General features: G+C 62.8%; 30 protein-coding genes and 1 pseudogene. 22 read left to right on the top strand and 9 right to left on the bottom strand.

The annotated features are described in order from the left end of the window. Positions 1-73: 73 nt before the first annotated feature. Positions 74-514, bottom strand: a pseudogene (locus F3H57_RS00215) (DUF2924 domain-containing protein); the annotation flags it as partial. Between the two features lie 285 nt (positions 515-799). Here F3H57_RS00215 and F3H57_RS00210 point away from each other — a divergent pair. The 7 genes from F3H57_RS00210 (at position 800) to F3H57_RS00185 (ending at position 8298) form a co-directional block, all read left to right on the top strand. After that, positions 800-2944, top strand: coding sequence for a hypothetical protein (locus F3H57_RS00210; protein ID WP_149753817.1), 2145 nt, complete (start codon positions 800-802; stop codon positions 2942-2944). An 86-nt stretch (positions 2945-3030) separates the two neighbouring features. Further along, a complete protein-coding gene (locus F3H57_RS00205) occupies positions 3031-3270 on the top strand; it encodes a hypothetical protein (protein ID WP_149753815.1) in 240 nt (79 codons plus the stop codon). 157 nt (positions 3271-3427) lie between these two features. Beyond that, a complete protein-coding gene (locus F3H57_RS00200) occupies positions 3428-4066 on the top strand; it encodes a sigma-70 family RNA polymerase sigma factor (RefSeq protein WP_149753813.1) in 639 nt (212 codons plus the stop codon). A 76-nt stretch (positions 4067-4142) separates the two neighbouring features. After that, positions 4143-4316, top strand: coding sequence for a hypothetical protein (locus tag F3H57_RS22050; RefSeq protein ID WP_188129565.1), 174 nt, complete (start codon positions 4143-4145; stop codon positions 4314-4316). Then, positions 4313-4498, top strand: a complete 186-nt coding sequence (locus F3H57_RS00195; protein WP_149753811.1) for a helix-turn-helix transcriptional regulator — start codon at positions 4313-4315, stop codon at positions 4496-4498. Before F3H57_RS22050 ends, F3H57_RS00195 begins: the two co-directional genes overlap by 4 nt. 117 nt (positions 4499-4615) lie before the next feature. Beyond that, the gene (locus F3H57_RS00190; protein ID WP_188129564.1) at positions 4616-7537 is read left to right on the top strand and encodes a bifunctional DNA primase/polymerase; all 2922 of its coding nucleotides are present in this window, start codon (positions 4616-4618) and stop codon (positions 7535-7537) included. A gap of 38 nt (positions 7538-7575) precedes the next feature. After that, positions 7576-8298: a hypothetical protein gene (locus tag F3H57_RS00185; RefSeq protein WP_149754395.1), complete on the top strand. Its 723-nt coding sequence runs from the start codon at positions 7576-7578 to the stop codon at positions 8296-8298. 71 nt (positions 8299-8369) lie between these two features. Here F3H57_RS00185 and F3H57_RS00180 read toward each other — a convergent pair whose 3' ends face one another. Continuing rightward, entirely contained in the window at positions 8370-8681 is a 312-nt protein-coding gene (locus tag F3H57_RS00180) for a hypothetical protein (RefSeq protein ID WP_149753807.1), read from the bottom strand. 114 nt (positions 8682-8795) lie between these two features. Here F3H57_RS00180 and F3H57_RS00175 point away from each other — a divergent pair, with 114 nt between their 5' ends. The 8 genes from F3H57_RS00175 to F3H57_RS00135 all read left to right on the top strand — a co-directional run bounded on the left by F3H57_RS00175 (position 8796) and on the right by F3H57_RS00135 (position 14992). Then, positions 8796-9425, top strand: a complete 630-nt coding sequence (locus F3H57_RS00175) for a hypothetical protein (protein ID WP_149753806.1) — start codon at positions 8796-8798, stop codon at positions 9423-9425. After that, positions 9425-10438 carry a hypothetical protein gene (locus tag F3H57_RS00170; protein ID WP_149753805.1) on the top strand — a complete coding sequence of 338 codons (1014 nt, stop codon included), beginning with the start codon at positions 9425-9427 and terminating at the stop codon, positions 10436-10438. The genes F3H57_RS00175 and F3H57_RS00170 overlap by 1 nt, the downstream gene beginning before the upstream one ends. Before the next feature lie 733 nt (positions 10439-11171). Beyond that, positions 11172-12455: a site-specific DNA-methyltransferase gene (locus tag F3H57_RS00165; protein WP_149753803.1), complete on the top strand. Its 1284-nt coding sequence runs from the start codon at positions 11172-11174 to the stop codon at positions 12453-12455. Then, complete coding sequence (locus tag F3H57_RS22045; RefSeq protein WP_188129563.1) at positions 12452-12787, top strand: DUF7220 family protein; 336 nt, start codon at positions 12452-12454, stop codon at positions 12785-12787. The genes F3H57_RS00165 and F3H57_RS22045 overlap by 4 nt, the downstream gene beginning before the upstream one ends. Before the next feature lie 3 nt (positions 12788-12790). Beyond that, positions 12791-13282: a phage terminase small subunit P27 family gene (locus F3H57_RS00155; protein ID WP_223162877.1), complete on the top strand. Its 492-nt coding sequence runs from the start codon at positions 12791-12793 to the stop codon at positions 13280-13282. Then, a complete protein-coding gene (locus F3H57_RS00150) occupies positions 13282-13761 on the top strand; it encodes a phage terminase small subunit P27 family (protein ID WP_149753802.1) in 480 nt (159 codons plus the stop codon). The genes F3H57_RS00155 and F3H57_RS00150 overlap by 1 nt, the downstream gene beginning before the upstream one ends. A gap of 95 nt (positions 13762-13856) precedes the next feature. Continuing rightward, a complete protein-coding gene (locus F3H57_RS00145; protein WP_149753800.1) occupies positions 13857-14555 on the top strand; it encodes a recombinase family protein in 699 nt (232 codons plus the stop codon). Positions 14556-14749: 194 nt separating this feature from the next. Further along, on the top strand, positions 14750-14992 hold the full coding sequence (locus tag F3H57_RS00135; RefSeq protein ID WP_223162875.1) for a hypothetical protein: 243 nt from the start codon (positions 14750-14752) through the stop codon (positions 14990-14992). A gap of 324 nt (positions 14993-15316) precedes the next feature. Here the strand turns inward: F3H57_RS00135 and F3H57_RS22720 are convergent, their stop codons facing one another. The 4 genes from F3H57_RS22720 to F3H57_RS00120 all read right to left on the bottom strand — a co-directional run bounded on the left by F3H57_RS22720 (position 15317) and on the right by F3H57_RS00120 (position 17946). Next, on the bottom strand, positions 15317-15451 hold the full coding sequence (locus tag F3H57_RS22720; RefSeq protein ID WP_262504478.1) for a hypothetical protein: 135 nt from the start codon (positions 15449-15451) through the stop codon (positions 15317-15319). A 105-nt stretch (positions 15452-15556) separates the two neighbouring features. Beyond that, positions 15557-17185, bottom strand: a complete 1629-nt coding sequence (gene groL / locus F3H57_RS00130; RefSeq protein WP_149753798.1) for a chaperonin GroEL — start codon at positions 17183-17185, stop codon at positions 15557-15559. A gap of 44 nt (positions 17186-17229) precedes the next feature. Further along, the gene (locus F3H57_RS00125; RefSeq protein ID WP_149753797.1) at positions 17230-17517 is read right to left on the bottom strand and encodes a co-chaperone GroES; all 288 of its coding nucleotides are present in this window, start codon (positions 17515-17517) and stop codon (positions 17230-17232) included. A 192-nt stretch (positions 17518-17709) separates the two neighbouring features. Then, positions 17710-17946: a hypothetical protein gene (locus F3H57_RS00120; protein WP_149753795.1), complete on the bottom strand. Its 237-nt coding sequence runs from the start codon at positions 17944-17946 to the stop codon at positions 17710-17712. A gap of 149 nt (positions 17947-18095) precedes the next feature. On the opposite strand from F3H57_RS00120, the gene F3H57_RS00115 reads away from it, so the two are divergent. Next, complete coding sequence (locus F3H57_RS00115; RefSeq protein ID WP_149754392.1) at positions 18096-18830, top strand: Crp/Fnr family transcriptional regulator; 735 nt, start codon at positions 18096-18098, stop codon at positions 18828-18830. A gap of 57 nt (positions 18831-18887) precedes the next feature. On the opposite strand, the gene F3H57_RS00110 is transcribed toward F3H57_RS00115, so the two are convergent. From F3H57_RS00110 to F3H57_RS00100, 3 genes are all read right to left on the bottom strand, one after another. Next, positions 18888-19076 (bottom strand): hypothetical protein, encoded by a 189-nt coding sequence (locus tag F3H57_RS00110; RefSeq protein WP_149753793.1) that lies wholly within the window; start codon positions 19074-19076, stop codon positions 18888-18890. Positions 19077-19288: 212 nt separating this feature from the next. Beyond that, on the bottom strand, positions 19289-19702 hold the full coding sequence (locus F3H57_RS00105; protein WP_223162873.1) for a hypothetical protein: 414 nt from the start codon (positions 19700-19702) through the stop codon (positions 19289-19291). Beyond that, positions 19699-20124: a hypothetical protein gene (locus F3H57_RS00100; RefSeq protein WP_149753792.1), complete on the bottom strand. Its 426-nt coding sequence runs from the start codon at positions 20122-20124 to the stop codon at positions 19699-19701. The genes F3H57_RS00105 and F3H57_RS00100 overlap by 4 nt, the downstream gene beginning before the upstream one ends. Positions 20125-20396: 272 nt before the next feature. Here F3H57_RS00100 and F3H57_RS00095 point away from each other — a divergent pair, with 272 nt between their 5' ends. From F3H57_RS00095 to F3H57_RS00070, 6 genes are all read left to right on the top strand, one after another. After that, entirely contained in the window at positions 20397-20711 is a 315-nt protein-coding gene (locus tag F3H57_RS00095; protein ID WP_223162871.1) for a hypothetical protein, read from the top strand. Beyond that, positions 20708-21094, top strand: coding sequence for a hypothetical protein (locus F3H57_RS00090; RefSeq protein WP_149753790.1), 387 nt, complete (start codon positions 20708-20710; stop codon positions 21092-21094). The genes F3H57_RS00095 and F3H57_RS00090 overlap by 4 nt, the downstream gene beginning before the upstream one ends. Continuing rightward, positions 21091-21564: a hypothetical protein gene (locus F3H57_RS00085; protein ID WP_223162868.1), complete on the top strand. Its 474-nt coding sequence runs from the start codon at positions 21091-21093 to the stop codon at positions 21562-21564. The genes F3H57_RS00090 and F3H57_RS00085 overlap by 4 nt, the downstream gene beginning before the upstream one ends. A 302-nt stretch (positions 21565-21866) precedes the next feature. Further along, a complete protein-coding gene (locus F3H57_RS00080; protein ID WP_149753788.1) occupies positions 21867-22547 on the top strand; it encodes a hypothetical protein in 681 nt (226 codons plus the stop codon). 34 nt (positions 22548-22581) lie between these two features. Continuing rightward, the gene (locus F3H57_RS00075) at positions 22582-23388 is read left to right on the top strand and encodes a transglutaminase-like domain-containing protein (RefSeq protein WP_149754388.1); all 807 of its coding nucleotides are present in this window, start codon (positions 22582-22584) and stop codon (positions 23386-23388) included. Positions 23389-23478: 90 nt separating this feature from the next. Further along, the gene (locus tag F3H57_RS00070; RefSeq protein ID WP_149753787.1) at positions 23479-23658 is read left to right on the top strand and encodes a hypothetical protein; all 180 of its coding nucleotides are present in this window, start codon (positions 23479-23481) and stop codon (positions 23656-23658) included. Positions 23659-23665 lie beyond the last annotated feature (7 nt).

Genomic DNA, 23665 nt, shown 5'->3' with positions numbered 1-23665 from the left:
CTTTCGCTTCGGACGTTCGCGTCTGCGGACGTTCCACCGGAGCCTCCGCTGGCTTGCGGCCACCGCCGCTCACCCTCCGGTTCTTCAGCCCGAAGAAGACCCAGCCGTTCCAGCGCGTGCCGGTGATCGCCCGCGCGATGGCCGACAGCGACTTGTAGGGCCGCCCCTGCCAGTCGAAGCCGTCCGAGGTGACGGTGACGACATGCTCCACGCCCTGCCACTCGCGAATGAGCCGCGTACCGGCGATCGGCTGCAGATCGGCGCGGACGCGGCTCTTCTTCCGGTTACCGCCGTCGAGTTCCTGGCCCAGCTTCTCCAGCCGCCGGACCGTCTCGGGATTGAGCCCGCCGTAGACCAGCTCTTGGATGCGGTAGGCCAGCCGGCTCTCCAGGTAGCGACGATTGAAGGGCGGCGGTTCGCTGTCGAACAGGTCCCGCCACTGCGCTTTCAGCTCCGGCGTCGTCGCGGTTTTCAGCGCGGCCAGGCGCGCGGGGATCGGATCGTGGGTCGTCATGCGGTCTCCTCATGGTCTGGAGTTGCATGACCGCTCCGGCCGGGCGCAGAGGGAAGCGAACTTTCTCCAGTAACGTCAGATAGTTCGCTTGACTGGCGCGCGTTGAGACGAACCAGGCCTAGGGCCAGGATCTTGCAAAGAGCAGCCCGGCGTTCGATCGGGGTCATTCGGTTGGGATCAAGAGCATTCATACCCCGGTAAAGCCAAGCGCTGCAGTCGTTTGGGACATCCGCATTTACACCGCCAGCACATCATTAATAGCCTGCCAATTCACTGGAGGATTGCATGGCAAGAAGATATACTGTGATCGGAACCAATACACGGGAGATCCTGGAAGACATACCAGCCGGTTTGGCGGCCAGATTTTTGGACAAGGTTATTCAGGGTGTTCAAGGGGATGACGCAACCAGTGCGTTCAGTGACGCTACTGATGCGGCTCCGGATGCGCGCTTGGCGCTGGGGCAGGTGTCGTCCTTAGATCCGGAGATTCTTTCTGAAATCGAGGCTCAAAGCCTACGTGTCACCGAAATGGGCGACGTTATGGGGGCCCAGTCACTGAAAACAGTCGTACCCGAAGCGGTATCCGATGAAGAATGGCAAAAATTCGATGAGCAGCCCGATGATATAAGCAAGAGCTGCTGGGCCTTTATCGAGTTGCCTTTTACGTTCCAGAACGCCGAGAGCTTCCACCACGCTCGCAAGGATCGTGAACGAGGACGTATCCACTCCGCGTTTGGCTTGGACCTGAACGAAAGCATCCCTGCCTCAGCCGCTTCGGTCGATGTCCCGGCCTTGACCGACAAGCTCAATCGAGTTCTCGGCCTTGGCAAAGCGCCGAAATTGTCAGCCATCGACCTGCCCGAAACGGAGAAGTACCCGTCATCGGTCATGGTGATTGTGCGCCACGGTGCAGACCTTTCTTCCGTCTATGAGCACCGCGACGATGGCAGCCGTCGCCCGTATTACTTTCGACCGCAGGACGAGATCATACTGATCTACACCGCGCGAGATCAGCTGATCGAGGTCCTCGGACGCAGCTTCGGCCAGAGGCACGACGTATCGAACGCATTCGCGGAGGTCGTTCTTGGTCATAACATATCGGAAAAACCGCTGACCGAAAAGGTCTATGACCTCGGTCGGTTCGTGACCTCTTTCGAGCTGGAGATCCCCGATATCGAGGGCGTCGAAGTGCAATCCGCGGTGGTTACGGAGTGCGAGCTGCTTCTTGGTAGCTACGGCCGGCGCGCGTCGCTGAAGGTCACGCGCCAAGATGACATTGATCTTACTCTCAATAAGTATCTTGCCGGCGCTGCTCGGTTCAGGGGGGCGACTGGCATTCATCGCGTGGTGATTTCAGTCGAATATCGCCGAGAGGACGTCAGGCGGACCCGCTCCATGAATATTACCGTGCGTGGCACCAACGGATCGAATGTCCAGAGCCACAAGGACCGAGCGACGCGTGAACTCGGGGCGCGTTTACTAGAGGCCTGGGGCGTCACACGCAAGCTTCGGCCGCTGGAGCAGGAAGAGATTGCCGATATGCTGCCATCGCTCATGCGGCTGTTCGACCTTGGTGAGACGGTCTTGACCGGGCTTAGGCTGGCGGAATTGGGCCTGTCGGTTGACACATTGCTCGACGCGCGCCTCGTCTCCCAGAAGAAACGCCAGAGCCTCACGTTGGTTGAGGATGACAACGACAATGTTGTTGAGACCGAGACATTTTCCGTCACGACGTCTTCGGGCTATTCGGCTCGGGACTACACGGAGTTCAATGTAGCCTGGGGCTGGCTGTGCGAGACGTTGGTCAATTCGCTGGCAAGCAATCTTGCAACAAAGACATTTCACCAGATCAGCGAAGACCTTGTACGCGTGGGTGATCTTGCCACCGTCGACGGCTCCGCGCCAGTTTATCTGGCCCGAGGGCTCTTCGAAGCCAAAACGATCTTTTCAGTCGAAGAAGAGCTCCGCTCACGAGAGACCGCAGGGGCAGGTGTCGTTGTTTGCGCAGGTTCGGAAGCGCCACGGTTTATCGCGAACAACGTCGCTGTACCGGTGGATGAAATCTGGAACGCGGATGCCGAGAGCCCCGGTTTGTCGATAGAGAAATTGCTAGATCGCCTAACCTCTGAGCGCCGCCTGATTGCTCAGACCACAATGGCGCAGGTCGTGAGATCGGGTAACCACTCCGGCAGCTTTCTGATGCCTCGAAAGGCCCCGCTCCCTCTTTCGAGCGCCATCCAGCTTGCGTTCTTCGAAAAGCTTGCGCGCGCCTACAATGCCGGCGCGCCGGAGGTCCATTCCAGTGTTCTTATTGAGGGTACGAGTTCACGGACACCGCGAGAGATTTTCACTGGGAAGATGCGCGAACGCATTTTCGATGCCTACGTTGAAAAGGGGATTGATAGGGGCATGTGGCGGCTCAAGGAATAGCCCTCCAGACTTTCCTCCAGACTCCGGCGTGGGACGCTCCAGACATTGATCAGCCATCAAGCCTCCATCCACCGAAGGAGGCCGACATGGCACGACACGACCTCACATCCACCGAGCAGGGCGTTCCGGTCCTGCGCCACCGGCAGCGCCCGCGCGGAGAGGATTGGCTCTGCAGCTGCTGTGGCAAGCTGCTGGGTCGGATTCATGGACATGACGTCCACATCCGCTTCGAGCGGCGGCACGAATACGTGGCGAGCCTGCCGGCCTCGGCGACATGCAAGCGGTGCGGAACGCTGAACAAGGCGCGCACCGCAATCGCGGCCTGACCGCCACTTCCAACGATTCTCTGCAGAGGCGCGCGACGCCCGAACCACGGCCCGATGAGAGGCGCGAGATGCCCGGCCCCAGCCCAGGCATCTCGTGTTCTCAAACTGGTTCGCGCTTCACGCGCGCCTCGTGCGCTCGGTCAACCGGCATTCCAGCATGACCCCGTTCTCTGACATCTTTCCCAGCGAACACCCTCCGTACGGCTTTCATGATCCCGCACATCTACTCGGTTGGCTGCACGGGTCCGAAGGTGATCCCGACGCCCGCAACGGTGTCCTGCAGAAGCTCTTGCGCGCAGCCCACGGCGAGGGGCGGGGCAGGGATCTGGCCGTTGAATTGCTGATCCTGGTCCTCTGGCCGGGTCTCTGCGTCGTGCGTCAGCGACTGCGAGCTTTTGCTCAGCGAGACACGCTCGACGCCGATCTTCTCGGCCAGATCACAATCGGCATCCGGGCCGCCCGACCGGACCGCGTGAGCCGCGTCGCGGCGACATTGCTTCGGAATGCGGAGCGCGATCTGCGGCGGGCGTGGCAGCGTGATGCCAACGCGTCTTGGCCCGATCCCGACTGCGCTGGAGAGCTGCATCGTGAGGGTAGTAATGCGGCCGGCGCGCCGGAGGCAATCATTGCGCTTGCGCACTCGGCTCTCGGCGCAGACGGCGTATTGGTGACCGCGGTCCACATCGCTGGCTTCAGCCAGAAGGAGGCGGGGGAGATCCTCGGACTCGGGCACGAAGCCGCCCGAAAGCGCTGCCAACGGATCATGGCGCAGCTTCGGGAGAGTGCCGATGCCTGATGTCCCGATCCCGTCCCGGCGGCGGCTTTCCCCGGTTGAGTGCGCAGATTGGCGCGCGAGGACCGGAGAGAGGTCGATGATCGAGATGGACGAGGACTACACGCGTGTGCCCGGGCTCTACGGCGCCTGGGACGTTGGAATGCTGCTCGAGGCGGGCCGCCGTTACCGCATCGAGGATGGCGGGCGCACCGATGACGGCCAGGCGCTGTTCATGGTGTTCCGGCGTCAGGAGAGCGGGGCCGTGCGATGAGCGAATTGCCCCCGTATCTCACGACGCGCGAGCTGGCCGAACGGTGGCGCGTGACCTGTCGGACGCTCGAGCGCTGGCGGGCCGAGCCCTACGGCCCCGGCTGGGTCACCATCGGCGGGGCGATCCGCTACAGGCGCGAGGATGTGCTGGCCTGGGAAGCCGCGCATCTGACCCAGCCGTAAGGCATGGACGCGGGACGCCATATCGGGGCCCCGCGAGACAACCAGACAGACATGAGGGTGGCCCGAGGCCGCCCCGCACGTGCTGGGCACGAGACTTTCGCCGCAGCAGCCGAGACCTTGCTCGACAACGGTTTCGCACCGCTGCCGATCGTGCCGGGCACAAAGCGACCGGCTCCGTCGCGCTGGTCTGCCGTGACGCTCGACGAGACCCGCATCCGAGACTGGTGTGCGCGGTTTCCGGATCACGGCATCGGTCTGCGGGCCGGCCAGCTCGTCGGGCTCGATATTGACGAGCTGGACGCCGATCGTGCGCACGAGGTGCAGCGGCTGGCAGAGCGGAGGTTCGGCGAGTCCCTCTTGCGGATCGGGCAATGGCCGAAGCGCCTCCTGCTCTACAGGACCGAGGCGCCATTTGCGAAGATGAAGGTGGGCAAGGTCGAGATCCTCGGTGTCGGGCAGCAGTTCGTGGCGTTCGGTCTGCACGCAGCAACGGGCCGCCGGTATTACTGGACGGACGACACGCCGCTCGATGTCTGCCTCGAAGACCTGCCGTCCATCGACCAGGAGAGCGCCTCGGCCTTTCTGGCCGAGGTCGGACCGGGCGAGTGGGCCAGTGGCGGCCGAGCGCTCGGCCAAGGCAGGCAGACCTCCGCGCCGAGCGACGCGCCCCTCCGTGACGACACCGGCCGGGTCATCGATGGCCGCGATGCCTGGCTGAGCCGGATCGCCTTCCACGCCGTCCATGACGCGATCGAGGCCGGAGCCGATCTCGATCTACAGCTCATCGCCGACACGGTCTGGGCGCGGTTCGTCGAAACCGCGGATCTGGGCCGGCCGAAGAGGGACGGTGGTCGCGGCTACGCGCTGTCGGACGCGCTCCGAAAGGTCCACGACAAGTTGCGGCTCGCGTGGGGCGGTCGTCTGCCGGATCGGCACTGCGCGGAACCGGTCCCGACCTACGAGCTCCCGAGCCTGTCCATTGCAGAGGGCCGGGAGCGCCTTGATGACCTCCTGAGAGCGTTCTGCGCGCAGGTCGTCGCATGGCATCAGCAGGATGAGCAGACGCAGGATCTGCCGATGCTCGGCATCCGGGCCACCGTCGGGCTCGGAAAATCCCGCGCGTCCCGGACCCACCTGTCGCGGCTGGCTGCGGGCCTGCGCACCGACAAACTCCCGCATCGCATCCTTGTTTTTACCCCTTCGCACGCTCTCGCAGAAGAGACCGCAGCGGCTTGGACAGACGCCGGAGCGACCGTCGCGGTGATGCGCGGCTACGAGCGCACGGACCCGGTGTCCGGTGAGCCGATGTGCCGGGATGTCGAGGTCGTCAAGGCAGCGCTCTCGGCTGGCCTGACCGTCCCCGATCATGCCTGCTCGGGCGGGGACGGGCGGCAATGCCTTTTCTACGACACCTGCCTGAAGCAGCAGAACCTTCGAGACGTGGCCACAGCGGATGTGGTCGTTTCACCCTACGATGCGCTATTCACCGGCCTCGCGTTTGAGCACGACGACATCGCGCTTCTGCTGGTCGACGAGGGCTGCTGGGCCCGCGCAGAGGACAATCGCTCCGACATCTATCTCGAGGACTTCGCGGCTGAGCCGATCCGCGGCATGGGCGACGGGATCGGGCATGGCCCGACCGGCGCGATGGCGGACCTCCTTGCCTTCAGAAGGCAGGTCTTAGCGGCTCTGATGGCGCAGGGGCCGGGTCATGTACTGCGCCAGACCCTGAGAGACGCCGGCATCACCGAAGAAGACTGTCGCCGGGCGGCACGGCTCGAGCGATGGCGGATGCAGGACACGCACCTGCATCCCGGCCTATCAGGCAAGGCCCGCAGCCACGCTCTGCGCGTTGCGGAGGAAACCTCACGCATCAATCGTCTTGCGGATCTGTGGGAGGCGCTCGGCGATGCCTTTGGTTCCCCGTCGGGCGTGTCAGGTCGCCTGCGGGTGTCAGATCCGGACGCGTCCGGGCGGCATCCGTTCCAGCTGCGGCGTATCCGCCGCCTGCACGACAGCCTGCGCGGCAAACCCGTTCTTCATCTTGATGCGACCCTGCGGCCGGATCTCGCCCGAACAATCCTCTCGGGCCTGTCCATCGAGACCGTCGACGTGGCCGCCCCCCACATGCAAGTCCGCCAAGTTCAGGGCAGCTTCGGCAAATCGATGCTGTGTCCGGGGCAGGGGCTGGCGGCCGAGGAACGCAGGCGCCGGGAGAACCGCCTTCGCGAATGCGTCGGATACGTGCGCTGGCACGCCCGCCGGGTCGCTCCGGGGCGCGTGCTCGTGGTGACCTACAAGGCGATCGAGGCTGCCTTCGACGGCATTCCGAACGTCGAGACCGCCCACTTCAACGCGGTGGCCGGGCTCGACGGATACAAGGACGTCTCGCTCCTGGTCAGCATAGGCCGCCCGCTGCCCGCCAGCAACGATCTGGAGGCCATGGCGGGCGCGTATTTCGATCGCATAGCCGAGGGTCGCTACCGCCGGGATCGAGCCGGTCTCATGATGCGAGAGGGGCCACCGCGCGGGATCGACGTGCTTCGACACGAAGACAGCTTTGCCGAGACGCTTCGCGCCGCGATCTGCGATGACGAGCTGACCCAGGTGATCGGCCGTGGGCGCGGTGTGAACCGATCCGCAGATGATCCTCTGGAGGTGCACGTTCTGGCGGATGTGGCATTGCCGCTGGTCTACGAGCGTCTCACGACTTGGGATCTGGAGCGCCCGGACATTGTCCAGCAGATGCTGCTGAGCGGGGTGGCGGTCGATAGCCCGGCCGATGCGGCCGCGCTTCATCCACACCTATTCGGCAGCGCAAACGAGGCCAAGCTCGCATTCGGGCGAGCAGGATTTAAGGGTCAAAACCCTATGAGTATCTCTTATAGGGAAATGACCCTTAAATCGGCGGCCTACAAACGTGCCGGACGAGGCCGCTCCTGGCTGCGCGCATACTGGATCGAAGGCGCCGATGAGGTGGTCAGGACGCGCCTCGAGGGAATCCTTGGGCCACTGGCGGAATGGCGGTGCGAAGAATGAGGCTGGCGATCGTCGCTGCGCGTTGCGAATATCTGCTCATGATCGCGTTCACACCCCTGACAGATGATGATCCGGCCCTGGAGTTCTCACCCCTCCTCAGGGCCGCCTGCAAGACGTTGTCCTACGCGGTGGATCATGGCGCGATCGGTCTGACGGCGACGAAGGCGTTCAAGCGCGACTTCGTGCATTGGGCGGTCGAAGCCATCGAATGGCCCGGGTTCGGCGTGGAAGAGGCGTTCAGGTTCAACAGGGTTCTGAATGAGCACGAGTTCGTCCCGCTGCAGCTCGTCCACTTCCTCCTGCTCAAGACGCGCCTCGGTCGCCATCACAAGGGCAGCTTCGTGCCGACGAAAAAGGGTCGCTTGCTGGCTGCGTCCCCCGGAGAATTGTTCATGAAGCTGATCCCGTTCTTCATTCTCGAAACCGACCATTCCTCCTACTCCCGGTTCGATGAAGGCCCCTTTGGAAACTGGGATGTCTGGCTGAATGTGCTGAACGTCGAGATGGAGAAGGGTGCGACCGAGAAGCGGCTGTTCGGAGTGTTCTACGGAGAAGGACCCGACTGGGACAACGCCGGCTGGCGGGAGATGGCCGCGTTCTCCTCGTGTCTCATCAGGCCGCTGGAGTGGGCTGGTCTCATCACCGTCCAGGACGCCGAGGAGGACGGGCGAAGCGTCAGGATATGCTTCAAGACGCCGCTGTGGCCGGCAGCGCTCAAGCTGGACACGGATGATCTGGTTTGTCCGGCGGTACGGCACTGAGAGAAGTAATGGGGATAGTGCGCTCGGCGGATTTGCAGGCTCGTCGACCGCCGCCGTTGTCAGTGAGCTCCTCATCTGAACCGGACGCTCGTCGAGCGCGCGGCGAACTTCGGCATCGAGCCAAAATTGACCGCGTCGATCTTGGGTGAGTTCGCAGTTGCAGCATGGGCGCCCCCTTCGCGACCGGCCCAGACCTGACCTTCGGGATCGAAGTCAGCGCCGCAGTGCAGCTTCACCAAACCAGCCGTTCGTAAACCGCCGTTTTCTGCCACTGCGGATCGATTGATCGAAAGGAAGTTACTTTCGTCCGGCGTGCCGCTGCACCATGAGCGTTGAAAGCTCTTTCGGGAAAAAGCTTGATTGTAGGCTGCCGCACCGCTCACTATGAAATTCCAATAGTGGCCTCGCGATATGGCCTGCCCGCAGCCAGGCAACCGATAACCGTGATGACTTTAACAGCCCCTGCGCATCCGCTCGACCCAGCAGTAGAGCTCGAGATGATCCAGTGGAAACAGGCGCGCTTCGAGCGAATAACTGAACAAGTGGAGAACACTCTGCCCGATCTCATGGCGGAAATTGAAAGAACCGTCGCATCGATTTCCTCGATTGCCGCGAGCAAGGCGCAAGTTTCGCCCGACAGGCTTTGGAAGGAACTTTTCGAACCTTGGGCGAAGCGAACCGCCAACCGCGTCGAGGCAGAGATGGATAACGAAATTGAAGCGCTGGTCTCAGCGCTCTCCGAGAAAGGCACCCGCCAAGACGCCTTGCGCGTCGCGCTGCCCGCTCTTGCAGGAGCTGGCGTGCTTGCCGCTTCTCTTGTAGCCATCCCCACTGTTGTTTCGCTCGCGACGGTGACCACGACCTCCTTCATCATCTTCACCACCGCGGCGATTTCCTGGCCCATGCTCGCATTGGGAGGCGCCGGTATCGCCTTGGCTACGCTGACCGGCAGCCGCGCCGTCGATCAACTCAGCGAACGAAATCGCAGACATCTCATAGTGCGCCTCCAGGGCCGCGCCCGAATCGCGGCCTTGGGTCACGGACTTGCGCTGGGCGAGCGCTGTTTCGTGACTGATCTCCAAGCGATCACGCTACGCAGTCTCGAAGCTGAACTGCGGGCCGCTTGATGCCTCTCCTCTACGCCATCCCTCCTGGCCTCGATGCGCTTGTTTCGTCCGGTCAGGCTCAGTTGATGGGCGCGATCATCAAGGATGTCTCCTCTGGCCAAATCCTGGGGCACGTTCAGCAGACGCAAGGTTTCGTCCAAGCTTTTGCTCAGGCCGGAGGCGCAGCGGCACAAACCGGTTTCTCGCCCCTCGGGATTGTCGGGATGGTGCAGAACGAGCAGATCAAATCATCGCTCGAACAACTGCATCAGGGCATGGCCCTTCTGCAAAATTTGCAGATTGCCAACATCGCTCTCACCGGGATCGGGCTCGGCGTGTCCATCGCCGGCTTTGCGATCATGAACATGCGCCTGAACGCCATCGAGAAAAATCTCGGGGCGTTGCGCGAGGAAGTTCGCGATATTGGCAGGTTAATACAGGAGGCCGAGATCCGCCGCCTCTTCAGCGACATCCGCGCGGCGCTTAAAGACCTTGATGGCGTCGCGACGCGGACTGACCACCTCGCGATTGCAAGCGCTCTGCAAAGACAGCTTTCCACACACGTGAGCACAATTTCCGACTTGCTACGGGAAGCCATGGACCCCGGCAAGGCGACCGCTCTCCCTATGGAGCGACTGGATCTGATCTGGACCTTGGGCTCGGCAAAGTGGCTCTGCGAGGAAGCAGAATTGCGGGCGCTATTCATTTCCGAAGATCTGGCCCATGCGGGCGATTACGCGGCGCAATACCGTGACGACAACCTCAGGTGCTTGGACCAGATGAACCCGGATGCGCTGGCCCGACTGATCGCCGCTGCCGAAGAGGATTTGGCGACGTCGATCACCGTTCGTCGTGAGGCCGCTGGGCGCCTTAGCCGTATCGCCGAAGGCTTCGCCAGCGCCGTGGCCAGCCTCGGTCAGCAGCAAGCACTGTCGCGAGCCCTCATCGATGGCGGAGTAGGCGGACGTGACTTCATCCTGGCCGCGTCGCGGGAAACAAAAAGCCCCTTCCTCATTGTCACACCGGAGCAGTAGCTGGCGGGCCCCGTCGCATTTGCATGCAGCCGCGGGACATCGGAACAGACGCCGGTTGTTCGACTACGAAACCACGAACCAGCGCGACGCGGAACTCTCCAAAGGGTCAACGTAGCGCAGGCCCAATTCAATCGGCTAACCTCGGCATTTCAAACTCGAGAGGCCAGGTGCCAGCCTACTCGTTAGATCGGTTGTTACGGAAGACAGAAGTTCGCTTCGACATGGGGCGAGGCGAAAGAGGTTGAAAGTCCGTTTTTGTGTCCAGCCGAAGATATTTTGCATCATGCAGCGAATGACCGCCTACCGCCGTTCGTGTCGATCATCCCCGTACCGCTCGGCACAGCCCAACTGAATGTCCAGTTCTTTGGCTGGCGCTGGCCGCGCTCGCGACTGCGGCGAATGTCGGCTGCCCGCCCTGTCTACCGAAGGGCTTCGCGGACGCGGCGAGAACCGAGCACATGCGACGAACGGCAGGAAGGTCCGCACACCTGCCGAACGAAGCAATGTCAGCGGAGGTCGGCAGTATGCAGTAAAGCCGCACTTGATTTTGCAGCCCTGTCGCATCCGTGAGCAAGACGACGACAGGCCCCGGGATCTGGACGGTAGACTGAACCGGTGGGCCAGGCCGAAGTGTCGGCGCTCTTCGGTATGTGTCTTTTATTGTCATTATTACAATGAGTTAGGTGCCGTGATATCCTTGCCCTAAGACAATGGGTTATTTCGAGGCGGGCTCATGGCGAAACGCGCAGCCGATCAGTTCAATGAGTTGGCGACCGGCCACGGCGCACAAACTATCGCTCAGAGGGCCGTATCCGAGCTGATCCCCTATGCCAACAATGCCCGGACCCATAGCGAGGCGCAGGTGGCGCAGATCGCCGGGTCGATCCGGGAGTTCGGCTTCAACAATCCAGTGCTTGTTGACGGCGAATGCGGCATCATCGCCGGGCACGGCCGGGTGCTGGCGGCACTGAAGCTCGGGCTAAAGGCCGTTCCGGTGATCGAACTGACCCATCTGAGCGAGGCGCAGAAGCGGGCATATATTCTTGCCGACAACCGGCTCGCCGAGCAGGCGGGCTGGGACCGGGACCTGCTGTCGCTGGAACTCGCGGATCTCGATGAGCTTGGCATCGATCTTGGTACACTCGGATTCGAGGGCGCGGAGCTGGATGCGCTTCTGGGACATGAGACGGCTGATCCGCGGGAGGAAGACACACCCGAACCGCCCGAAACGCCCGTCTCCCGGCCAGGCGATCTCTGGGTGCTCGGGGTGCACAGGCTTCTCTGCGGCGATGCGACCTCCGCCTCGGATGTGGCGCGGCTGCTAGACGGGGTGCAACCGCACCTGATGGTCACCGATCCGCCCTACGGCGTGAACTACGACCCGGCCTGGCGCAACGAGGCGAATGCCTCCGCCACGAAGCGCACCGGCAAGGTGACGAACGACGACCGGGCCGACTGGCGGGAAGCGTGGGCGCTCTTTCCCGGGGACGTGGCCTATGTCTGGCACGGCGCCCTGCATGCCGGGACGGTGGCCGAGAGCCTCGTCGCCTCGGCCTTCGAGATCCGCAGTCAGATCATCTGGGCCAAGGAGCGCCACGTGCTCAGCCGCGGGCATTACCACTGGCAGCACGAGCCGGCCTGGTATGCAGTGCGCGGCAAGGGCCACTGGTCGGGCGATCGCAAGCAATCGACGCTGTGGTCGATCCCCAGCCGCGATCAGGACGCCACCACGCTCCACGGCACGCAGAAGCCGGTGGAGTGCATGCGCCGTCCGATGCTGAACAACTCGAGCCCGGGGCAGGGGGTCTACGAGCCTTTCTCCGGATCGGGGACCACGCTGATCGCAGCGGAGACCGCCGGGCGGATTTGCTACGCGCTGGAGCTTGACCCGGCCTATGTCGACGTCGCCGTCCGGCGCTGGGAGGCGTTTACCGGGCAGGTCGCGGTTCTCGAGGGAGACGGTCCCAGCTTTTCCGACGTGGCCGGGGCGCGGCAAGAAGACGGGGTGCCGGCATGAGTCAGACGCGCACCCTGTCGGCCGTCGAGGCTGCCACCAGCGTTGGCGCAGGCTTTCTTTTGTCGCTCGGCATGCAGGCATTCCTGTTCCCGGCGGTCGGTCTGCAAGCGACACTGATGCAGAACCTGAAGCTGGCAGTGGGCTTCACCGCCCTCTCGCTCCTGCGCGGCTACGTCATCCGGCGGGTCTTCGAGCGGCTTGGGCGCCGGCATCCCCCGGGGGGTGGGTCAAAGTCTGGCACTCACTCCCTGGAAACCGGTCGGCTGGGCAAATGCACGTGCGGCCACATTTCCGACCGGGGGTCGGTCGGAACGCCTGACGGGGCGAGGTGAACGATGCCGCTGCGTGGACCCAAACCAACACCGACGCATCTGAAGGTTCTGGCCGGTACGACGCGCAGGCACCGTCTCAATCCGCAGGAGCCGCAGCCGGACGCGTCCAGGCCCGAGGCTCCGGAGCACCTTTCCGATGCGGCGCGCCAGGAGTGGGGCAGGGTGCTCGATGCGATCGGTCAGCTCGGGATCGTGACCGAGCTCGATCGCGCAGCGCTGGCCGCGTATTGCCAGGCCTATGGTCGGTGGGTGTCGGCGGAGGCAGCCCTGTCACGGATGGCCGAACGCGACGCCGCAACGGACGGACTGATCATCCGAACGAAGGCCGGCAATGCGATCCAGAACCCGCTCGTCGGCGCGGCCAACAAGGCCATGGCCGACCTTGTGCGCTACGCCGCCGAGTTCGGTCTCACGCCCTCTGCAAGAAGCAGGGTGTCGGCAGCGGCTCTGGACGACCCGGACGATCCGTTCGCCGAATTCGAGACAGGTGGCTGATGCGTGGTCGCAAACCGAAGCCGACGACATCGCCGAAGCTGCGAGAGGGTGGGCTGCCGCGTTGCCCGGATCACCTCGATCGGGTGGCGCGGAACGAATGGCGCCGCCTCGCGCGGCCGCTCTTCGATGCTGGTATCCTGACGATCGCGGACCGCGCCGCCCTTGCTGCCTATTGCCAAGCCTACAGCCAGTGGGTCGACGCAGTGGAGAAGTTGCGCGAGACGCCGAAGCTGATCAAGACGCCCTCGGGTCACGTCCAGCAGTCGCCACTGATCGGTATTGCCAACAAGCAGCTGGAACTGATGGGCCGCTACATGGCCGAGCTTGGCCTTACGCCCTCGGCGCGCAGCCGGATCGCTCCGCCGGACGAGACAGAGCGTGCGGAAAGCGCAATGACCATCACGCGCGTGATCATTGGCCCGCCGGACGACTTCGCCGATGAGCCGATCGAAGTGACCCGTGACGACACCCGGCACTGAAGAAAGTCCATCCCGATCAGCGAAGTGGCGTACACTCCGGCGCCTGGCGGAGGTAGCGTACACACCTGCCAAACCAACGTTGCGCAGGTCTGTACATGGTCAGAGAGACTGTCCCATCCGCCCGCCTCGTCGCCTACGAGCGCGTCTCCACCGCCCGGCAGGGCCGCTCTGGGCTCGGCCTCGAGGCACAGCGCGCCGAGATTGACCGCTTCGCCCGGGAGCGCGGCGCCGACATCCTCGCCCGCTTCACCGAGGTGGAAAGCGGCGGTAAGTCCGACCGCCCCGAACTCGCCCGCGCCCTCGATCTCGCCCGGCTCACCGGCGCCACGCTCATCATCGCCAAGCTCGATCGCCTGAGCCGCAACGCCGCGTTCCTGCTGACCCTCCGCGACAGCGGTGTGCGCTTCCTTGCGTGCGACATGCCCGAGGCCAACGACCTCACCGTCGGCATCATGGCCTTGGTCGCTGAGCAGGAGCGCGAAGCGATCAGCAGGCGCACTAGGGAGGCGCTGGCGGCAGCGAAGGCGCGCGGCGTGAAGCTCGGCAATCCGAATGGTGCCGCAGCGCTCAGGCGGGCCGGGAAGGGTGGGGAGGATCTGCGGGAGTTGGTTCGGTGCAACGCGAACGCCTTCGCCGAAACGTTGGCTCCGGTTGTGGCGGATATCAGGGCCACCGGGCACACCTCCCTGCGGAGAATGGCGGCCGAGTTGAACGCCCGCGGAATCCAGACCCGGCGAGGTGGGCGGTGGCACGTATCGAACGTGCGAAACCTGCTGGAGCGGATCCAACGCTGAAGTGCTTCGGCGTGCTCCGTGCTCCTCTCCCAGCCAGGAAATCTAAGCGGGAAACTCCAGCTTCGCACTGTCCAGTTATCAGTGGGCAGATCAACCAACAGTTGCTGGCGGAGACGCACAGCGCCGTGCTGCCGCTGGTCCCGTACCTCGACACCCTGCGCTGAGTGTTCATCGCCGTAGCTCTCAGGGGCATCGTGGTCACGATCTACGCCAGCCCGCGGTCGCAGGCGGCACTGCGCTACGGCGCCATCGTCCTCGCCAAGCTCATTTTCGCACTTTCGCTTCGGCGGTGCGGCGAGCGAGCGGGACGCCTCGCCGAACGCCTTGAAACCATGGAGAAGGTCAATGATGCCCAACGACGGATGCTCGAGGCTGAGGCGCGTCGCCCTCATTCTCGGGACGATTTGGCTGAGTGGCTCCGCGACGCGCGCTTCTGAACGAGTTGGGCGCGGGGCGAGTTCACCCGTCGTGGAGTACAGCCGGGAGGTCCAGGCTCGGGCGGCGGAGGAGTTGGCCTTGCTGCCAGACGGCTCTGCGATCTCGGAGTTGTGGAACGACTATGCAGTGATGCCAGACCAGGCGCGAGGTTACATTCGCTAACTCGCGGCTTCTCAATCAAATACGCATGTCGCGCATTCTCTCCGGCAACTCTTCATCGTCGTTTTCTGGCGAGCCAGAAGCTTTCCGACGCAGCAAGTCGCCGCGTATCCCTCTGCCATCAGGCTCCGTCTTCAGTGATAGGTAATCACTCGGACCGTTACCTATTTCTTCTTGTGCTCGCCCGGATTGGTCAGGCCCTTGCCCTTCGTGAAGTCTGCTGTCGCAACGACCTTTTCCTTGACCTTCTTGGGCTTCTTCGCTTCGCGGTTGCCGCGTTGCTTGTCACCTTTGGACATTTCGGTCTCTCCTGATTGCGGATTCTATTCTTCTGTTGATCGGTGCTCTTGCCATCAACCGGGTGATTTCGTGTCCCGAGATTTCAGCCCGCGGGACGCTGCCGTTCACATCATCCCGCCCATGTCGGACATTTCGCTTCCTGCGCCAGCCTTCTCTGGCTTCTGCGCAACCATGGCTTCGGTCGTGATCAAGAGCCCGGCAATGGACGCGGCGTTTTCGAGCGCGATCCGGACGACTTTCGTCGGATCGATGACACCGGCCTTCAGCATGTCGCCGTATTCCTCGGCCTGCGCGTCGAAACCGAAGCTCGGGCTGTCGTTCTCGATCACCTTGCCGACAACGACAGAACCGTCGACCCCGGCATTGTCGGCAATCTGGCGCAGCGGTGCCTGGATCGCACGGCGGACGATCTTGATCCCGGCATCCTGATCGCCGTTTTCGCCCTTCAGTGTCGCCAGGACCTTGCCGGCATGAACGAGGGCCACGCCGCCGCCGGGCACGACGCCTTCCTGAACTGCGGCACGGGTGGCATTGAGCGCATCGTCGACGCGGTCCTTGCGCTCCTTCACTTCGATCTCGGTTGCCCCTCCGACCCGGATCACGGCAATGCCGCCGGCAAGCTTGGCCAGCCGTTCCTGCAGCTTCTCCTTGTCGTAGTCCGAGGTAGTGTCCTCGATCTGCGCCCGTATCTGGGTGACGCGCGCCGCGATCGCGCCCTTGTCGCCAGCACCTTCGATGATCGTCGTGTCATCCTTGGTGATCGCGACCTTCTTCGCCGTGCCGAGCATGTCCATGGTGATGTTCTCCAGCTTGGTGCCCATTTCCACGGAAATCACCTGACCGCCCGTCAGCACGGCAATGTCTTCCATCATCGCCTTGCGGCGGTCTCCGAAGCCAGGCGCCTTGACGGCCGCGACCTTCAAACCGCCGCGCAGCTTGTTGACGACCAGCGTCGCCAGCGCCTCGCCCTCGATGTCCTCAGCCACGATCAGCAATTGCTTGCCGGCGTCGATCACGGCTTCGAGCAGCGGCACCATTGAGGCGAGGGAGGTCAACTTCTTCTCGTGCAGCAGGAAGACGCAGTCATCCAGCTCGACGACCATCTTCTGAGCGTTCGTGATGAAATAGGGGCTCAGATAGCCGCGGTCGAACTGCATGCCCTCAACCACTTCGGTCTCGGTCTCCAGTCCCTTGTTTTCCTCGACGGTGATCACGCCTTCATTGCCGACCTTGGCCATCGCATCGGCGATCTGACGGCCGATCGTGACCTCTCCGTTGGCTGAAATGGCGCCGACCTTCGCGATCTCGTCACTGTCGCCGACGGGGCGAGACATGGTCTTGATCTCGGCCACAACCGAAGCGACGGCCTTGTCGATCCCGCGCTTGAGATCCATCGGGTTCATGCCGGCCGCGACCGATTTCATGCCCTCCCGAACAATCGCATGGGCGAGGACGGTTGCGGTTGTGGTGCCGTCTCCCGCCTCGTCGTTGGTACGCTGCGCGACCTCCTTGACCATCTGCGCGCCCATGTTTTCGAAATGATCCGACAGCTCGATTTCCTTGGCGACCGTCACACCGTCCTTGGTGATGCGCGGTGCTCCCCAGGATTTGTCGAGAATGACGTTCCGGCCCTTGGGGCCTAGGGTGATCTTCACGGCGTTGGCCAGCGTGTCGATGCCTTTCAGCATACGGTCGCGGGCATCAGTACTGAATCTGACGTCTTTGGCGGACATGGTCGGGTGCTCCTGAGTATGAAATGTCGGTGTGGCTTTCGTGCTCAGGCCATCACGCCGAGAATGTCGCCCTCCTTCATGATCAAGAGATCTTCGCCAACGAGTTTGATTTCCGTCCCGGACCATTTTCCGAACAGGATCCGGTCGCCCGCCTTGACATCCATGGTGATGCGCTCGCCGTCCTCGTCCCTGGCGCCGGCGCCGACCGCGACGATCTCACCCTCCTGCGGCTTCTCTTTTGCGGTGTCAGGGATGATGAGCCCGCCTGAGGTCTTCGCGTCGCCTTCGATGCGGCGGACGAGAACCCGGTCGTGGAGTGGAGTGAACGACACGTAAGTGCTCCTTCTTCGGATATCCAAGGGAGCATGGCGATGTTGGGAAGTGTTTGGCACTCGCCATACAGGAGTGCCAATATCTGCTAGATGATGTCTCGGCAGGAATTCCACAATAGCGTCTCAAAAAGATCTTCCTGCTTCCATTCAATTGTATCCTTTGATGCTCCCGCACATCGTTGACGCTCGACTTCACAAGCGCCGAACGGAGTTGCCGCCAGCGATGATTGCGTTGATCAAGTCCGCGACGGCACGGTGACGTTCCGTCTCGAGTTCGGTGCCGACGGCGTTCTCATGTGTCGCCGCGGCGTCGCGAAGAACCCCCAAGATCTCATGCTCCGGGAGCAGCCCTCGATCATTCATGGCAAGCAGGAGCGCCTCGCAGATCGAGAGGGCGGCCTGGCCCGCATGTTCGCTCGCAATGGACATCCGGGGTTCCTTTCTTGGCATCGTGAACCGGGAAAGGTGAGGTTCGAATGCATCCGTACTTCTCGCAGGAAGTGCCTTATGCTGGACTGATCCAGAGCAGTGTTCGGGCCGATTTCTTGCTGCTGGATGGCGATACGCCCGGAGGGCCCATGACATCAGCAGAGCACAGCCCACTGACCCGCAAACTCTCGGCCTTCGTCGCCTTGTCGGAAGCCGAACTTGCCGTGCTCGAGCGGCTCCACCAGCGACGACGGACCTTCGCCGCAGGTCGGGACATGGTGCACCAGGGGCAATCGGATCAGGCTGCGTACATCCTTTCAAGCGGATGGGTCTGCTCCTACAAGATCCAGCCCGATGGAACCCGCCAGATCGTCGATTTCCAGGTGCCGGGTGACTTCCTCGGTTTGCGCAGCGTGCTGTTGCGCACCTCGGACCACAGTTTCGAACCGATCGTGACGATCGAGGCCGCCGAGGTTCTCAAGTCCGATCTTCTGGCGGCCTTCGCGCAGACTCCGCGGCTCGCCACGGCCATACTCTGGGCGGCATCGCGGGACGAGGCGATGGTGGTCGAGCATCTCGTGGGGATCGGCCGGCGCGACGCAGATGCCCGAATGGCGCATTTCCTGCTGGAGCTGGGTTCGCGGCTGGCGTTGGTGGGCATCGGCAGCAAGGATGGATACGACTGCCCGCTGACGCAGTATCACCTGGCCGATGCGCTCGGTCTGAGCGCCATCCATGTCAACCGCGTGTTGCGGCAGCTACGCGAGGGCGGAGTGGTGACCTTCCGGGACGGTCATGTCACGATTCATGATCATGACCGTCTGGTGGACCTTGCCGAATTCGATCCGGCCTATCTGGATCAGACCGGGCCGCTCCTGAAATGAGAGGGCCGCCCTCCCTGCTCGGTAGGTGGGCCCGGTGATCACGTCAAACGCTGGAGGTCACGCGAGGGCGTGGGCTGTCGCATCGAGTTCCTTGTTGGTCTCGGCGTCGTTCTCCGCGGTGTTTGCCTTCTCGGCTGCCTGGTAGTGCTTCAGCGCCGCGTCCTTCTTCGGGCCGGAGGGCGCCTTGTCCCACGCGGCCTTGACGGAGGTCATCTTTTCGGCAGTCTTGGTCTGTTCGGGAACCATTGGGATTGTCCTTTCCTGGACGCTCCGAGAATAAGAAGCGTGTCGACATGCCGACCTTTGGGGATCGACACGTCCACACGCTTCTCGGGTACTCGGAAAAATGCACCACCGAATGTTCGGCGGGCACGTCTCACCTAATCAGCGTCGGAGCCACGCCGCACTGACGCAGGCTAGTCCCGGCGCCTGTGGCAGGTCGGTTGCCCATGTGCATCTCAATTCACCGCAGTTTGCTGGTGGGAAACCCTCAGCCATCTGTCGTCATCGTTGAGGTAGGTCGAGGCACAGAGGGTCTTGTAGATCGGCACATCGGGTTTCTCTGCCGAGACACGGTAGGTGAGAATGGCGATGTCACGATACCGCGTGACACGACGTTCGGCCATGACGACGGTGCGCCAGCCGGTCCTTTCACGAAGGTGGGTCCAGATCTGGTCGCCCTGGAGGATGCCGGGCGGATAGGGGAAGACCATGACGGCGTTGGTCGCAGTCGTTGCCTGCGCGTTGTCGGCGCCACTGGTCCAGAAGTGCTTCTCCATCTCCCAGAGAACGCCCTGTTCGCGCGGCGACATCGTTCCGGTCTTGTGTGCCGCATGGGCCGGTCCCTTCCCGGTCTCGACTGAGACGGTCATTCGCCTGATCCCGACCCGCCAACCATGAACATCTGAACCAGCAAAAAGATGATCGCGAGCACCGCCCAGATCGCTCCGCTTGTTCCCGGGCGGCCATCGGCCACCGTCGAGGCAGCGCGCTGCAGGGCACCTGATGTCGGTCCTTCGGGAAGCAGCTGGCTCAGGTCTCGCGCGATCCTGCCGTGATCGCTGGCGAGCGCAGGAACGTCCCGAAATCGGGCAAGAAGCGTTCCCAAGCGTGCCCGCGCGGCGTCGCGCCCGAGCGTGACCAGTTCAGCGGTTTCCTTCCATGGATCGAGTCCAAGCCGCGCAAGCGTGGAGAGCACCGTCACGGCATAGCCGTTCCGGTCCTCGCCGACCGACGCATAGAGAAACCGATCGAACTCGGGCGGGTGCGGGTTGAGAACATTGGGGGCGACCATCGCCAATCCTTTCAAGGGTTGCAGGAATGCAGATCATCCCTGTTTCCCAAAGAATACGCGCAGGCCGGTCTCGCCGCCCTTACACAGGTCAGTACGGGCCACTGCCTCAAGGAAGGTCGCAGCCGGTTCGGTGCTCGAGACTAACATGCGTCAGCGCCGGTCGAACGATCCCGAGGTACAAGACACTCAATCGTTCGACTGGTCCGTCCCGCACTCCAAGGGGCCGCCAACAGTGGTGAGCGACGGATCTGCCAACATCGCGGAGACCAGAGATGACCATGCGGTCGACCAGATCGACGGTGACGTTTGCGAACCCGTTCACCTTGCCTGGATACCCGGGCGATTTGCCCGCGGGCGATTACGAGGTTCTTGTCGAAGAGGAGCTTCTTCAGGGGCTGAGCTTCGAGGCGTATCGCCGGATGGCGACCTACCTGACGGTGCGCGGAAGGGGCGGTCATGCGGGACGGACAGAGTTGCGGGCGATTTCCGACAGCGACCTGAAAGAGGCGCTAAGCCGGGATCGAGGCGCGACTGAGAAAAACAATCACGGCGATGCGGCGCTTTCCCCGCAGGAGGACTTGAAATGAATGCTCCCGAATGGCTCAAGCCCGGCGTTTATGGTGCCGTGATCAGTGCGGTTTTTGTCGGCGTGGTCGGTTTTACCTGGGGCGGCTGGGTGACCGGCGGAACCGCGAATGACAGGGCAATGGCGATGTCCCAGGTCGATGTCGTCGCCTCCATGGTGCCGGTTTGCCTTGAGATGGCACAGTCCGACCCAGCACGGGCCGAAAAGCTTGAAACGATCCGGGCCGCGTCGACCTATCAGCGGCGCGATGCCCTGATGGAGGCGGGCTGGGCGACGGTGCCCGGAACAGATGCTCCGAACCGCGATATCGCGCAGGCCTGCCTGGCAGCCCTTGATGTTGACGCATTGCCGGAGCGCCCGGGAAGCGCGGTCGATGAAGGATGAACCGCGCCATGCCGATAGCTTCACCCGAGACCACCGAGCTCGAACGGCGTGTGCTGGCGCATGAACGGATCTTGCAAGCTCTGATCGCCTACATGGCCCGTACCGAACCGCGTTTCGTGGACCACCTGCGAGAACGGTTCGTGGAGCCGATGAAAGTGACCCAGCGCGAGCACGACCACCGCGAAACCGACGATTATGCGGCAGAATTCATTCGCGCTGTGATGCTCCTCGGAGAAGTGCGCGTGCCAAAGGCGAAGGAGCCGGAAATGACCGACATGAGACCCGTGCCGCCGAAAAGCAGAGGAGCAAAGGATTCTTCCATGGACCGGCCGGCACAGCGCGGTGGGGTTCAGGTTCGCGAAAGAAACGGCATCTGGGAGGTGCAGGTCGATGGCAAGTTTCGCGGCGACTACCACCAGAAGGAACATGCTCTTGCAGCTGCGGCCTTGCAAAAATTGTCGCCCCGATGACCAGCAGCACCCACCCCACAGTCCCGACAGACTTCTCGATCCAAGTGGCCGAGAACGAAGGCATGCCATCGAGATCGAATTCCAGTGGCTCCCCGCAAGCGCACGTTCGGACTCGACGGCTGACCGGAACGCTTACGCTTGGGCCATCGAAGACTCGCGCGAAAAACGGCGGACTCTGGTCCGCCAGGGAGCAGGCGGCGATGAGACATCCCTTGGCGAGGCTAATCGCGAGGACGGCAGCCGTAGCCGGTGTGATCGCCTCTTTCGCCTTTCCCGTGCTTGCGCAGGATGGAACCGGCCCAATGCCGGAGAACGCCCAGCCGCGCAGCTATGGTGGCGGATGGGTCTGCGATCTCGGTTACCGGGTAGAGGCCGCTGAATGCCTGGCTATCGATGTCCCCGAGCATGCTTATCCAACCGGGCGCTCCTATGGGAAGGGTTGGGAGTGCAACCGAGGGTACGAGGAGGTGGACGGGACGTCCTGTAATCCCATCCCGGTGCCCGCAAATGCCTTCCTCCGCTCTTCCGGTTACGATTGGCAATGCGAACGCGGCTTCCGGCAGGAGGACGAGGCATGCGTGCCCATCGTTCTGCCCGAGCGTGCCTATTTGACGGACGATGCCTCGGGGAGGGGATGGACCTGTGATCGTGGCTATGAGGCTGTTGCAGGGATATGTTCGCCGATTGCCGTGCCAGCGAACGCGTATCTGACCAACGCAGACTACGGCGAGGCTTGGGTTTGCGAGAGAGGCTTCGTCAAGATCGACGACCGATGCGATGCGGTTGTCGTGCCAGCGAACGCCTATCTGGACGAGGCATCCTATGGACCAGGCTGGAGCTGCGAGCGCGGATACGAACTGCTGAATGGCGCCTGCGTCGCCATCGATCTGCCGGAGAACGCCTATCTCGACCGATCCGGCAACCGGTGGAGCTGCAATCGAGGTTTCCAGCTTTCGGACGGGGCATGCGTCCTTGGAAGATGAGGGTGACAGAACGATGCGCAGCCGCGTGTCCGGCATGCGCGTCAGCATAGGGTGTCGTCTCCGATACAGCTTCCCTCAACCGACGCCGCTGATTGCGCTTCTGAACGTGCACTACTCGCGGTTCGGCGATCTGGAGCGTGCCGATTATCTCGTGACCTCGCCGAGCGTGCCCCTCGAAAGCTACCGGGATGGCTTCGGCAACTGGTGTACGCGCGTCCTGGCTCCGGCGGGCGACTTCTGCCTGTCGACGGATGGCGTCTTCCGCGACACGGGCCTGCCTGATCCCTCCACGCCCGGCGCGCGGCAGCACGAGGTTCAGGATCTTCCTTTCGAGACGCTCGTGTTTCTGCAGGGCAGCCGGTATTGCGACACCGACCTTCTGTCGGAGGAGGCGTGGCGCCTATTCGAGACCACGGACGCCGGATGGTCACGCGTCCAGGCGATCTGCGATTTCGTGCATGGACATGTCCGCTTCGACTATATGCAGGCAAAGGCGACGCGCACAGCGTCGCAGACCCTCGCAGAGGGGCAGGGTGTCTGCCGCGACTTTGCCCATCTCGCCATCGCCCTGTGCCGATGCATGAACATTCCGGCCCGCTACTGCACCGGATACCTGAGCGACATCGGGGAGCCTCTGCCTCATCCGCCTGGGGATTTTGCCGCGTGGATGGAGGTCTTTCTCGCTGGGGAATGGCACATGTTCGACCCGAGGAACAACAAGCCGAGGTTTGCGAGAATTCTGATCGCGCGCGGTCGCGATGCTGCCGATGTCCCTCTGACCCAGACATTCGGCCAGAACACGTTGATGGAATTTAAGGTCTGGACGGATGAATTGGCCTGACTGACCTCGGCTTCTTTTTCGATGCACCATCGCAATTCGGGTCGCCAGCCCCCATATGTAAAGTGCCGAAGCGAAGTATCCCGGTCCGACATGGACGAGGAGTTGGCCTCGGATAATCAAAGGATCGATGAAATGTCCTTCAAGGACCTGACCGCCAGGGCTGCGGCTGCGTTAAAGCCGAAGCCTGCGAAAACAGCAACGACCCCTGTCAAGGAGACCGAGCCCAAGGCTTCTGGCAAGGATGCACCCGCCAAGTCCAAGACATCTTGAGGGTGTA

Source organism: Roseivivax sediminis (assembly GCF_900112685.1).
In the GTDB taxonomy this organism is placed as follows: domain Bacteria; phylum Pseudomonadota; class Alphaproteobacteria; order Rhodobacterales; family Rhodobacteraceae; genus Roseivivax; species Roseivivax sediminis.
The sequence above is the reverse complement of the archived record's forward strand: the minus strand, read 5'-3'. Positions and strand labels throughout refer to the sequence as shown.

Excerpts from the sequence above, each read along its gene's own strand:
- F3H57_RS00210 (WP_149753817.1), top strand. The coding sequence starts at position 800 with ATGGCAAGAAGATATACTGTGATCGGAACCAATACACGGGAGATCCTG.
- F3H57_RS00205 (WP_149753815.1), top strand. The coding sequence starts at position 3,031 with ATGGCACGACACGACCTCACATCCACCGAGCAGGGCGTTCCGGTCCTG.
- F3H57_RS00200 (WP_149753813.1), top strand. The coding sequence starts at position 3,428 with ATGACCCCGTTCTCTGACATCTTTCCCAGCGAACACCCTCCGTACGGC.
- F3H57_RS22050 (WP_188129565.1), top strand. The coding sequence starts at position 4,143 with ATGATCGAGATGGACGAGGACTACACGCGTGTGCCCGGGCTCTACGGC.
- F3H57_RS00195 (WP_149753811.1), top strand. The coding sequence starts at position 4,313 with ATGAGCGAATTGCCCCCGTATCTCACGACGCGCGAGCTGGCCGAACGG.
- F3H57_RS00185 (WP_149754395.1), top strand. The coding sequence starts at position 7,576 with ATGATCGCGTTCACACCCCTGACAGATGATGATCCGGCCCTGGAGTTC.
- F3H57_RS00175 (WP_149753806.1), top strand. The coding sequence starts at position 8,796 with ATGATCCAGTGGAAACAGGCGCGCTTCGAGCGAATAACTGAACAAGTG.
- F3H57_RS00170 (WP_149753805.1), top strand. The coding sequence starts at position 9,425 with ATGCCTCTCCTCTACGCCATCCCTCCTGGCCTCGATGCGCTTGTTTCG.
- F3H57_RS00165 (WP_149753803.1), top strand. The coding sequence starts at position 11,172 with ATGGCGAAACGCGCAGCCGATCAGTTCAATGAGTTGGCGACCGGCCAC.
- F3H57_RS22045 (WP_188129563.1), top strand. The coding sequence starts at position 12,452 with ATGAGTCAGACGCGCACCCTGTCGGCCGTCGAGGCTGCCACCAGCGTT.
- F3H57_RS00155 (WP_223162877.1), top strand. The coding sequence starts at position 12,791 with ATGCCGCTGCGTGGACCCAAACCAACACCGACGCATCTGAAGGTTCTG.
- F3H57_RS00150 (WP_149753802.1), top strand. The coding sequence starts at position 13,282 with ATGCGTGGTCGCAAACCGAAGCCGACGACATCGCCGAAGCTGCGAGAG.
- F3H57_RS00145 (WP_149753800.1), top strand. The coding sequence starts at position 13,857 with ATGGTCAGAGAGACTGTCCCATCCGCCCGCCTCGTCGCCTACGAGCGC.
- F3H57_RS22720 (WP_262504478.1), bottom strand. The coding sequence starts at position 15,451 with ATGTCCAAAGGTGACAAGCAACGCGGCAACCGCGAAGCGAAGAAGCCC.
- groL (WP_149753798.1), bottom strand. The coding sequence starts at position 17,185 with ATGTCCGCCAAAGACGTCAGATTCAGTACTGATGCCCGCGACCGTATG.
- F3H57_RS00120 (WP_149753795.1), bottom strand. The coding sequence starts at position 17,946 with ATGTCCATTGCGAGCGAACATGCGGGCCAGGCCGCCCTCTCGATCTGC.
- F3H57_RS00115 (WP_149754392.1), top strand. The coding sequence starts at position 18,096 with ATGACATCAGCAGAGCACAGCCCACTGACCCGCAAACTCTCGGCCTTC.
- F3H57_RS00110 (WP_149753793.1), bottom strand. The coding sequence starts at position 19,076 with ATGGTTCCCGAACAGACCAAGACTGCCGAAAAGATGACCTCCGTCAAG.
- F3H57_RS00105 (WP_223162873.1), bottom strand. The coding sequence starts at position 19,702 with ATGACCGTCTCAGTCGAGACCGGGAAGGGACCGGCCCATGCGGCACAC.
- F3H57_RS00100 (WP_149753792.1), bottom strand. The coding sequence starts at position 20,124 with ATGGTCGCCCCCAATGTTCTCAACCCGCACCCGCCCGAGTTCGATCGG.
- F3H57_RS00095 (WP_223162871.1), top strand. The coding sequence starts at position 20,397 with ATGACCATGCGGTCGACCAGATCGACGGTGACGTTTGCGAACCCGTTC.
- F3H57_RS00090 (WP_149753790.1), top strand. The coding sequence starts at position 20,708 with ATGAATGCTCCCGAATGGCTCAAGCCCGGCGTTTATGGTGCCGTGATC.
- F3H57_RS00085 (WP_223162868.1), top strand. The coding sequence starts at position 21,091 with ATGAACCGCGCCATGCCGATAGCTTCACCCGAGACCACCGAGCTCGAA.
- F3H57_RS00080 (WP_149753788.1), top strand. The coding sequence starts at position 21,867 with ATGCCGGAGAACGCCCAGCCGCGCAGCTATGGTGGCGGATGGGTCTGC.
- F3H57_RS00075 (WP_149754388.1), top strand. The coding sequence starts at position 22,582 with ATGCGCGTCAGCATAGGGTGTCGTCTCCGATACAGCTTCCCTCAACCG.
- F3H57_RS00070 (WP_149753787.1), top strand. The coding sequence starts at position 23,479 with ATGGACGAGGAGTTGGCCTCGGATAATCAAAGGATCGATGAAATGTCC.